Origin of the sequence: Nocardioides sp., assembly GCF_036493135.1 — a bacterium.
Classification (GTDB): Bacteria; Actinomycetota; Actinomycetes; order Propionibacteriales; family Nocardioidaceae; genus Nocardioides.
In genome coordinates, this window is record NZ_DASXQG010000064.1 from 22,777 (window position 1) to 32,211 (window position 9,435).

Consider the following 9,435-nt stretch of genomic DNA (forward strand, 5'->3'; position numbering starts at 1 on the left):
TCGCGGTTCAGGCCGAGGTGAGACCGACGGCCTCGTCGAAGAGCCGACCGAAGCCGAGTCGGCGCGCCACGTCGGAGAGCATCTCGTCGGGATAGAGGTCGAAGTCGTCGAGCAGCACACCCATGTCCATGGCACCCATCCCCAGGTCACCGAGGATGTCGAGGTCGCCGGCCGGCGCCTGCTCGTCGTCGTCGTCCGGCTCGGGGAGGTTGAGCTCGCTGACCGCCGAGCTGGCCAGCTCCCACTCCTCGGCGGCGGTGATGTCGGAGAGCAGGATGCGCGCCGACGGACCGGCCACCCGCACGATCACGAAGAAGTCCTCGTCGATCGCGACCATGCCGAGAGCCCCGCCGTCACCGGGGAACCGACGCAGTGCGCCGCAGAGGGTCGGGACGTCGCTGAGTACGTCGTGCGCGAGCTCGGCGACCTGCCAGACGCCTTCTTCGCGGTAGGCGGCCAACGCGAAGTCGACACCATCGATCTGCTCGCTCACGGCCACCTCCGATCGCCATCCGCACCAACAAGACACATCCAGGGTGACAGAGGCGTCTGGCGGTGCCAACCCTGATCTGGTCCGCTTGCCGCCCTCCGCCACCGGCCGTCTGCCGGTCCTGGTGAGCACCGGGGCGACCCGACCGTCCCGCTAGGGTGCGGGCCATGCGCACGATCGTCGTCGACCACCCGCTCGTCGCCCACAAGCTCACCGCCCTGCGCGACGAGCGGACGGACTCCCCGACGTTCCGCCGGCTGGTCGACCAGCTGGTCACCCTGCTGGCCTACGAGGCGACCCGCGACGTGCGCGTCGAACCCTACGAGATCACCACTCCGGTGGCGCCGACGTCCGGCGTACGGCTGTCCTCGCCCCAGCCGATGGTGGTGCCGATCCTGCGAGCCGGACTCGGGATGCTCGAAGGGATGATGAAGCTGCTGCCCACCGCGGAGGTCGGGTTCCTCGGGATGATGCGCAACGAGGAGACGCTGCGGGCATCGACGTACGCCGAGAGGTTGCCCGACGACCTCGCCGGCCGGCAGTGCTACGTGCTCGACCCGATGCTCGCCACCGGCGGCACCCTCGCGGCCGCGATCAAGTTCCTCACCGACCGCGGCGCCGACGACATCACCGCGATCTGCCTGCTCGCCGCGCCCGAGGGATGTCAACGCCTGGAGGGGGAGCTGGAGGGGCACGACGTCCCGGTCACGGTGGTCACCGCGGCGATGGACGAGAAGCTCAACGAGAAGGGTTACATCGTCCCGGGTCTCGGCGACGCCGGCGACCGGCTGTACGGGCTCGCCGAGTAAGGGAGCGCGGTTGCGAGCAAGCTCGCTGTGGTGTTCGTTGCGGCGTTCGTTACGGGGTTCGTTGTGGTGTTCGTTGCGGTGGCCGGCCCGACTCCGTCGGCCCGGCCGTCCTCACCCGGGAAAGATCTGGACCGTGCCGGTCGCGATCAGGATCGCGATGATCACCACCAGCAGGCCGAGGACGGCGTACACGACCTCCTTGCTGACGGTCGTCTCCCGGGACTCCGGCTTCTCGTACCGGTGGCCGTCGGGCTTGAGCATCGGCTCGTCGTCGTCGTTCTGACTCATGCCGGGTCAACGAGCGACCGCCCACAACGTCATACGAAGTGGTCGCTAGAACAGCCAGAACGTATGACGTTGCGGTCTCACAGGGCCTTGACCGCGTTCAGCAGCTTGCCCATGGAGTCCTTGGCGTCACCGAACAGCAGCGACGTCTTCTCGTCGAAGAGCAGCTCGTTCTCGATGCCGGCGAAGCCGGGCCGCATCGAGCGCTTCATGAAGATGATCTGGCGCGCCTCGTCGGCGTTGAGGATCGGCATCCCGTAGATCGGGGCGCCCGGTGTGGTCTTGGCGGCCGGGTTGACCACGTCGTTCGCGCCGACCACGAGGACGACGTCGGCGTCCTTGAAGTCACCGTTGATGTGGTCCATCTCGCGCAGCTGTTCGTAGGGCACCTGGGCCTCGGCGAGCAGCACGTTCATGTGCCCGGGCATCCGGCCGGCGACCGGGTGGATCGCGTAGTCGACCTGCACACCCTTCTCCCCGAGTACGTCGACGAGCTCGCGCAGCGAGTGCTGGGCCTGGGCCACGGCGAGGCCGTAGCCGGGCACGATGATCACGCGGTCGGCGTACCCGAGCATGATCGCGGCGTCCTCGGGGTTGACGCTCCTCACCGGCCGGTCGCTGGCCTCGCCGGCGCCGAGGGTCGAGCCACCCTTGAGCGCGCCGAACAGGATGTTCGTCACCGAGCGGCCCATCGCGCGAGCCATCAGCAGCGTGAGGAACGTACCGGAGGCGCCGACCAGGGTGCCGGCGACCAGCAGAAGCACGTTGGAGAGCACGTAGCCGCTGGCGGCGACGGTCAGGCCGGTGAACGCATTCAGCAGGGAGATCACGATGGGCACGTCGGCGCCGCCGACCGGGAGCACCAGCAGGAGACCGATCAGCAGGCCGACCAGCCCCAGGACCACACCGACCCACATCCGCGGGTCGTTCACCAGGAGTCCGGCGAGCACGAGGGCCGCGACCAGCGAGCCGCCGAAGGCGACGGGCAGTCCCGGGAAGACCACCGGTCGTGAGGTCATCAGCTCCTGGAGCTTGGCGAAGGTGACGATCGAACCGGCGAACGAGATCGAGCCCACCGCGATCGTGAACGCCGTGGCGGCCAGGTTGAACCACGGCGCGTCGCCCGCCGTCTCCACGACGTCGTGCAGCTCGAGCAGCGCGACCAGCGACGCGGCGCCGCCACCGACGCCGTTGAACAGGGCCACCATCTGCGGCATCTGCGTCATCTGGACGGTGCGCGCGCCGTACACGCCGCCGATCGTGCCGACCACGATCGCGGCGATGATCAGCGGGACGTGCTTGAGGTGCAGGTCGGTCCAGAAGAACGGCACCAGGCACGCGACGACGGCCGCGGCGGCGCCGAGGAGGTTGCCGTTACGGGCGTTCTTCGGGCCGGAGAGACCCTTGAGCGCGAGGATGAAGCAGACGCCGCAGGCCAGGAAGACCAGCTGGATCCAGGTCGGCATCAGGCGGCACCGTCCTGGTCGTTCTTGGGTGCCGCGGGCTTCTTGCGCACGAACATCTGGAGCATCCGGTCGGTGACCACGAAGCCGCCGACCATGTTGACCGACGCGAGCACGATCGCGATCAGCCCGACGACCAGGGCGAGGTCGTTGTCGGTGGTGCCGGTGACCAGGATCGCGCCGAGCAGGATGATCCCGTGAATGGCGTTGGCGCCGGACATCAGTGGCGTGTGCAGGGTCGAGGAGACCTTCGAGATCACCTCGATCCCGACGAAGACGCTGAGCACGAAGATCGTCAGCCACACGACTCCGGTGTCGAGGGTCACTGGTCGGCCTCCTGGTCGTAGGGGAGATCGAGCTGCTCGTCGGGCGGTGCGCTGGTCTCGGGCTCCGGCTCCGGCTCCGGCTGGGGCTCCGGCTCGGGCCCCGGCTGGGCCGGCCCCTCGATCTGCTCGCGGGTGGGCTCGTGGACGATCCGGCCGTCCTGCGTGACGCAGCTGCCGGACAGGATCTCGTCGGCGTAGTCCGGAGCGAACAGGGCGTGGCCCTCGTCGTCCCGGGTGGTCATCAGGGTGACCAGGTTGACGACGTTCTGGGCGTAGAGCTTGGACGCCGGCCCGGGCATCTGACTGGGCACGTTCCGCCCGCCCCAGACCTGGGCGTTGCCGATGCGGACGACCTCGCCGGCCACCGAGCCCTCGACGTTGCCACCGGTCTCGGCGGCGAGGTCGACGACGACCGAGCCGGGCTTCATCTGCTCGACCATCTCGCGAGTGACCAGCATCGGAGCGGTGCGGCCCGGGACGGCCGCGGTGGTGATCAGCGCGTCGGCCGCCGCGATGTACGGCGTGAGGAGGTCACGCTGGCGGGCCGCGCGGTCCTCGGTCATCTCGCGGGCGTAGCCGCCGGCCCCCTCGAGCGTCTCCAGCTGGAGATCGATCGCCTTCGCTCCCATCGACCGGATCTCCTCCGCGGCGGCGGCGCGCACGTCGTACGCCCGGACGACGGCGCCGAGGCGCTTGGCGGTCGCGATCGCCTGCAGCCCGGCGACGCCGGCGCCGAGCACGACGACCTCGGCGGCCTGGACGGTGCCGGCGGCGGTCATGTTGAGCGGCAGGAAGCGGCGGAGCATGCCGGCCGCGACGATCGCGCAGCGGTACCCGGAGACCAAAGCCTGTGAGCTGAGGGCGTCCATCGACTGGGCACGCGAGATGCGCGGGATCAGCTCGACGGCGTGGGCGGTGACACCAGCGTCGCGCAGCTCGACGACGGTCTCCGGCTCCTGGTTGACCGGCAGGAAGGAGATCGTGGTCGTGCCGCGGGCCAGTCCGCGGATCCGCTCGGCGGCCAGCGGCTGCACGGACACCACGAGGTCGGCACCGTCGAACGCCGCGTCATCGAGTACGGCGCCCGCCGCGGCGTACTCCTCGTCGGCGATCAGCGCGTGCAACCCCGCCCCCGGCTCGACCGCGACGTCGTACCCCAGCCCGGTCAGCTTGGCGACCAGCTCCGGCACCATCGCGACACGTGACTCGCCGTCCCGAGCCTCCTTGGCCACTGCGATCTTCACGCGGACGAACCTAGGGCATGGCCCCCTCACCTCCCACACACCTCACCCCTCCGCCGCGCGCTCTTCTCCACAGGCTGGCGGGGTACTCCCTGACGAAACCGTCCCGATCTCGCCGATTTCGGGACCGTTCTGTCAGGGACTACCCCTTCAACTCGAACTCCTCCACAACCTCGTAGCGGGGGCGATTGCGGGGGCCCTCACCGAGGTACGACGCGACGAGGGTGAACCGGTCGACGATCCAGGACGGACCCCGGTAGGAGTCGAGGAGCCGGACCCAGGCCGTGACCTCGTCGGGGTGGCCGAGCCGGGCGACGGTGACATGCGGGCGGAAGCGCCGGCCGTCGACGGGGATGCCGGCGCGGTTAGCCGCCGCCCTCGCTCCGGTCGCCATCCGCGACAGCTCGACCCGCGCCTGCTCGGCCAGGTCGAGCCCGGCCCAGAGCACGCGTGCGCGGGCGGCGTTCGGGAAGGCGCCGCCGCCGGCGATCACCGCCGGAAACGCGGTACGGCGCGCGGCCGCCCGGCCCAGCCGCTCCACGAGGTCGTCGAGCTTCCGGTCCGGTACGTCGGCAAGGAAGGCCAGCGTGACGTGGAGCTGCCCCGCCGGAGCCCAGCGGTACGCCGCGGCCGACCGGCGTACGTCGAGGAACGCGTCCAGATCCTCGACCACCTCCGGCGGCGGCACCACCGCGACGAACGCTCGCATCGGACGTCGAGAGCTCAGACGTGCGTGCCGACGACCGATCCCACGGCGTACGTGACCGCCATCGCGAGCAGCCCGCCGGCGACGTTCCGGCCGACCGCACGCCCGATGGGACTCAAGCCCAGCCGCGCCTGGATGAACCCGGCGACCGCGAGGGCTACCGCGACGGTCGCCACCGTCGCCCAGACCCGGACCGACAACGGGGTCAGCGTGATCGCCAGCAGTGGCAGCAGCGCCCCGATCGTGAACGAGATCATCGACGCGAAGGCGGCGTGCCAGGCGTTGGTCAGCTTCTCCGGGTCGATGCCGAACTCGATCTCGGCGTGTGCGGCGAGTGCGTCGTGCTCGGTCAGCTCCGCGGCGACCTTGCGGGCGGTGTCGCGGCTCAACCCCTTCTTCTCGTACATCCTGGCCAGCTCGCGGAGCTCGGTCTCCGGCATCTTCTCCAGCTCTTCGGCCTCCAACGCCAGCATCGCCTGCTCCGAGTCGCGCTGGGCGTTCACGGAGACGTACTCCCCCGCCGCCATGGAGAGCGCACCCGCGACGAGCCCGGCCACACCGGCGACGAACACCGGGGACCGCTCCGAGGTCGCCCCGGCCACTCCCATGACGATGCCGGCGACGGAGACGATCCCGTCGTTCGCGCCGAGCACTCCGGCCCGCAGCCAGTTCAGCCGGTTGCCGACATCGTCGCCTATCTCCTCGTGCCAGTGCTGAGGATTCTCGTCGGTGCCGATCTCCATGCTCACCGAACGATCCTCCCCAGCGCCGGGAGCGCTTGCAAGCAAGGCTAGCCTCCGCTCACCGTCCCTGCCGGTGGTCGTATGCGCGCGCCGTCGTGGGCACCGCTCCCTACTCTTGGCGTCGTGGTCGCTCACGTCGCCCGACGGGCGCTCCTCGCCGGAGGCCTCGGTGGTGCCCTGGTGGCGTGCGCTCCGCAGGACGCCCGGCCCCCGGCCGACTCGCCCGCTCCGTCGGTCTCGCCGTCCCGCGGCTCGTCGTCCGGGCCGCCGACCAGCGCCGACTGGAAGCGACTCGCCGCACACGTCGACGGCACGCTCGCCCGACCCGGCTCCGCGACGTACCACACCGTGCGCCTCACCCAGAACCCTCGCTACGACGGCGCCCGACCGCTCGCGGTCCTCTCCGTGGCGAGTGCGAAGGATGTCGCCACCGCGTTCTCGTTCGCGCAGGACCACGGCGTCCGGGTCGCGATCCGGTCCGGCGGCCACAGCTACCCGGGCTGGTCGGCCGGCGACGGCGCGCTCGTCGTCGACGTACGACCCCTCGACAAGGTCTCGCTGGCCGGCACCACCGCGACCGTCGGCGCGGGCGCCTCGCTGGTCCAGGTGTACGACGTGCTCGGCTCGCGCGGTCGCGGGGTCCCGGGCGGCTCGTGCCCGACCGTCGGCATCGCCGGACTCACCCAGGGGGGCGGGGTCGGCGTGCTGACCCGCGCCTACGGACTCACCTGTGACTCGGTGACCGCGATGGAGGTCGTGCTCGCGGACGGGAAGGTCGTGACCGCGAGCGCCGACCATGAGCCCGACCTCTTCTGGGCGCTGCGAGGAGGAGGGGGCGGCCACCTCGGCGTGGTCACGTCGTTCACGTTCACGACGTTCGCGGCGCCGGCGATCACGCGCGCCTACCTCGCCTGGCCGTACTCCGCGGCTACCCAGGTCGTCCCGCAGTTCCTGCGCACGGTGCCGAGATCGGACCGGCGGCTGTGGGCCACGCTCAAGGTCCTCGGTGGGCAGACGCACCCCAGCGGGCCGTCGTTGTTCATGTCCGCGACCTGGACGGGCCCGTCGTCCGCGATGAGCGCGGCCCTTCAGCCCTTCCTGTCGCAGGTACCGAGCCCGACCACCGACTCACGCAGCACCGCCAGCTACCTCGACACGATGCTCACCTACGCCGGGTGCTCCTCCATCCCGGTCGGCCGGTGCCACACCGGGCCTGGCGGCTCGCTCGACCGCCAGGCGTTCGCGGCCACCTCCCACATCGTCAACTCCCCCGACGTGGACACGAGCGCACTGGACGCCCACGTGAACGCGGCACAGGGCAGCGGGCTGACGGAGGCCGGGCTCTCGATCGATGCGCTGGGCGGCGCGGTCAACGACATCGGCGGCGGCGACACGGCGTTCGGGCACCGCGGCGCCTTGGCCACCGTGCAGTACACCGCGACGTACGACGCGGGGCCGGCCACGGCCGCGACGACGTACGTGCGGAGGTTCCGCTCGGCGATGGCGGGCGCCTGGGGCACCGGCGCCTACGTCAACTACGCCGACGCCTCGCTCTCGGACTACCAGCAGGCCTACTTCGGATCGAACGCCGGCCGGCTCGCGCACGCACGCACGACTTACGACCCACACGGGTTCTTCACCCAGCCGCAGGACTACTAGAACGACGGGCTCAGCGGTACTCGGGGTTCTCGTAGTCGAACCGGCAGCCCGCGTCCCACTCCGAGCGCTGGTTGCCGTACGCCGGCACGCCGCCCGCGTCCGTGAGCAGCTTGGCCAGGTGCATGAGGTTCCAGGTCATGAAGGCGGTGTTGCGGTTGGTGAAGTCGTTCTCGGGACCACCGCTGCCCGGGTCGAGGTACGACGGCCCAGGTCCTGCTTCGCCTATCCAGCCGGCATCGGCCTGCGGGGGAATGGTGTAGCCGATGTGCTGCAGCGTGTAAAGCACGTTGTGGGCGCAGTGCTTGATGCCGTCCTCGTTGCCGGTGATCAGGCACCCACCGACCCGGCCGTAGTAGAGGTACTGCCCTTGCTCGTTGAGCAGGTGTGACCCGCCGTACAAGCGTTCGTGCACCTGCTTCATCACCGAGCTGTTGTCACCCAGCCAGATCGGCCCCGCGAGCACGAGGATGTGAGCAGCCTTGACCAGATCGAAGATCTCCGGCCAATCGTCGGTCTGCCAGCCGTGCTCGCGCATGTCCGGCCAGACGCCGGTGGCGATGTCGTGATCGATCGCGCGGACGACGTCGACGTGCACGCCGTGCTTCTCCATGATCTCGCGGCTGGCGTCGACCAGCCCCTGGGTGTTGCTCGGCTCGGGTGACTTCTTGAGCGTGCAGTTGATGAAAAGGGCACGGAGCCCGGTGAAGTCGTACGCCGTGTCATTCATGATCGCGGGACCTTCCAGGAGTGGCGCGGCTGACGGGTTGTCAGGTGACAGTGCCGTCAGCACGACCTCGCGTTACACGAGAGCTCGGACTGTTCCGCCTGATTGAGGCATCTGCCTCACGCGAAGAGCGCGTGCCTCCGCCTAGCGTCGCGGCATTCGACCAGGCACAGGGCCTGGTCGCCGAGCAGGAGAGTGTGAGATGCCTGTGACCACCCCCGACACTGTCGAGCGCCAGAACTTCGGCCCGGTGGAGGTCGGAAACGCCGACCTCGACGGGTACACCGTGAACTTCCTCCACTTCAGCGCCCCCGTGGACATGAACCAGATGCTCCGCGGCCTGCCAGGCGACATCTGCCACTGCCCGCACTGGGGCATCGTCACCGACGGCCGGATGACCGTCCGGTACGCCGACCACGACGAGGTCGTGGAGGCCGGAGACGTCTTCTACATGGCGCCGGGCCACGTGCCGGAGTACCAGCCGGGCACGCGTCTGATCCAGTTCAGCCCCACCGAGCAGATGAAGGTCGTGGACGAGGTGATCCAGCGCAATGTGCAGGCGATGCTGAGCTCTTGACACGGCGTAGACTCCAAGCGGCCGTTCCGGCCGGGCCGTGGAGGTTGCGCGGGTGACGGAGACGTCGACATCGAAGACCTCGGGCACTCAGCTCCGCCTTGCCGAGCTTCTCGCGGCCCTCTCCCTGGCGGTCGACCTCGGCTTCGACCAGCCGATGGAGCACGTACTGCGTCAGACCGTGATCTCGCTGCGTCTTGCCGATCTCGCCGGCCTCGACGACGAGACGGATCGACGTTGTACTACACGTCGCTCCTGGTCAACGTCGCATGTCACGCGGACGCTCATGAACAGGCGAAGTGGTTCGGCGACGACATCTCGCTCAAGGCCACCAAGTACGACGCCGACTTCAGGAGCGTCGCCGGTCTGCTCACCGAGGTGAAGGCGATCGGGGCGGGCAACCCGCCGCTGCACC

General features: G+C 69.8%; 11 protein-coding genes. 3 read left to right on the forward strand and 8 right to left on the reverse strand.

The annotated features are described in order from the left end of the window. Positions 1-7: 7 nt before the first annotated feature. Positions 8-493: a tRNA adenosine deaminase-associated protein gene (locus tag VGJ24_RS12005; RefSeq protein WP_331500840.1), complete on the reverse strand. Its 486-nt coding sequence runs from the start codon at positions 491-493 to the stop codon at positions 8-10. A gap of 164 nt (positions 494-657) precedes the next feature. Between VGJ24_RS12005 and upp the strand changes: the two genes are divergently transcribed. Further along, on the forward strand, positions 658-1,299 hold the full coding sequence (gene upp, locus VGJ24_RS12010; protein WP_331500841.1) for a uracil phosphoribosyltransferase: 642 nt from the start codon (positions 658-660) through the stop codon (positions 1,297-1,299). A 111-nt stretch (positions 1,300-1,410) separates the two neighbouring features. Here the strand turns inward: upp and VGJ24_RS12015 are convergent, their stop codons facing one another. From VGJ24_RS12015 to VGJ24_RS12040, 6 genes are all read right to left on the reverse strand, one after another. Beyond that, positions 1,411-1,587, reverse strand: a complete 177-nt coding sequence (locus VGJ24_RS12015) for a hypothetical protein (protein WP_331500842.1) — start codon at positions 1,585-1,587, stop codon at positions 1,411-1,413. Positions 1,588-1,664: 77 nt separating this feature from the next. Continuing rightward, positions 1,665-3,050 (reverse strand): NAD(P)(+) transhydrogenase (Re/Si-specific) subunit beta, encoded by a 1,386-nt coding sequence (locus tag VGJ24_RS12020; protein WP_331500843.1) that lies wholly within the window; start codon positions 3,048-3,050, stop codon positions 1,665-1,667. Further along, positions 3,050-3,373 carry an NAD(P) transhydrogenase subunit alpha gene (locus VGJ24_RS12025; RefSeq protein WP_331500844.1) on the reverse strand — a complete coding sequence of 108 codons (324 nt, stop codon included), beginning with the start codon at positions 3,371-3,373 and terminating at the stop codon, positions 3,050-3,052. Before VGJ24_RS12025 ends, VGJ24_RS12020 begins: the two co-directional genes overlap by 1 nt. Then, entirely contained in the window at positions 3,370-4,617 is a 1,248-nt protein-coding gene (locus VGJ24_RS12030) for an NAD(P) transhydrogenase subunit alpha (protein WP_331500845.1), read from the reverse strand. The genes VGJ24_RS12025 and VGJ24_RS12030 overlap by 4 nt, the downstream gene beginning before the upstream one ends. Positions 4,618-4,756: 139 nt before the next feature. Continuing rightward, positions 4,757-5,323 carry an RNA 2',3'-cyclic phosphodiesterase gene (gene thpR / locus VGJ24_RS12035; protein ID WP_331500846.1) on the reverse strand — a complete coding sequence of 189 codons (567 nt, stop codon included), beginning with the start codon at positions 5,321-5,323 and terminating at the stop codon, positions 4,757-4,759. Positions 5,324-5,337: 14 nt separating this feature from the next. Then, a complete protein-coding gene (locus VGJ24_RS12040; RefSeq protein ID WP_331500850.1) occupies positions 5,338-6,063 on the reverse strand; it encodes a VIT family protein in 726 nt (241 codons plus the stop codon). A gap of 123 nt (positions 6,064-6,186) precedes the next feature. On the opposite strand from VGJ24_RS12040, the gene VGJ24_RS12045 reads away from it, so the two are divergent. After that, complete coding sequence (locus tag VGJ24_RS12045) at positions 6,187-7,722, forward strand: FAD-dependent oxidoreductase (RefSeq protein ID WP_331500847.1); 1,536 nt, start codon at positions 6,187-6,189, stop codon at positions 7,720-7,722. Positions 7,723-7,732: 10 nt separating this feature from the next. Here the strand turns inward: VGJ24_RS12045 and VGJ24_RS12050 are convergent, their stop codons facing one another. After that, positions 7,733-8,449: a flavodoxin family protein gene (locus tag VGJ24_RS12050; protein WP_331500848.1), complete on the reverse strand. Its 717-nt coding sequence runs from the start codon at positions 8,447-8,449 to the stop codon at positions 7,733-7,735. A 199-nt stretch (positions 8,450-8,648) separates the two neighbouring features. Between VGJ24_RS12050 and VGJ24_RS12055 the strand changes: the two genes are divergently transcribed. Next, the gene (locus VGJ24_RS12055; RefSeq protein WP_331500849.1) at positions 8,649-9,023 is read left to right on the forward strand and encodes an AraC family ligand binding domain-containing protein; all 375 of its coding nucleotides are present in this window, start codon (positions 8,649-8,651) and stop codon (positions 9,021-9,023) included. Positions 9,024-9,435 lie beyond the last annotated feature (412 nt).

Excerpts from the sequence above, each read along its gene's own strand:
- VGJ24_RS12050 (WP_331500848.1), bottom strand. The coding sequence starts at position 8,449 with ATGAATGACACGGCGTACGACTTCACCGGGCTCCGTGCCCTTTTCATC.
- VGJ24_RS12040 (WP_331500850.1), bottom strand. The coding sequence starts at position 6,063 with ATGGAGATCGGCACCGACGAGAATCCTCAGCACTGGCACGAGGAGATA.
- thpR (WP_331500846.1), bottom strand. The coding sequence starts at position 5,323 with ATGCGAGCGTTCGTCGCGGTGGTGCCGCCGCCGGAGGTGGTCGAGGAT.
- VGJ24_RS12015 (WP_331500842.1), bottom strand. The coding sequence starts at position 1,587 with ATGAGTCAGAACGACGACGACGAGCCGATGCTCAAGCCCGACGGCCAC.
- upp (WP_331500841.1), top strand. The coding sequence starts at position 658 with ATGCGCACGATCGTCGTCGACCACCCGCTCGTCGCCCACAAGCTCACC.
- VGJ24_RS12055 (WP_331500849.1), top strand. The coding sequence starts at position 8,649 with ATGCCTGTGACCACCCCCGACACTGTCGAGCGCCAGAACTTCGGCCCG.
- VGJ24_RS12020 (WP_331500843.1), bottom strand. The coding sequence starts at position 3,050 with ATGCCGACCTGGATCCAGCTGGTCTTCCTGGCCTGCGGCGTCTGCTTC.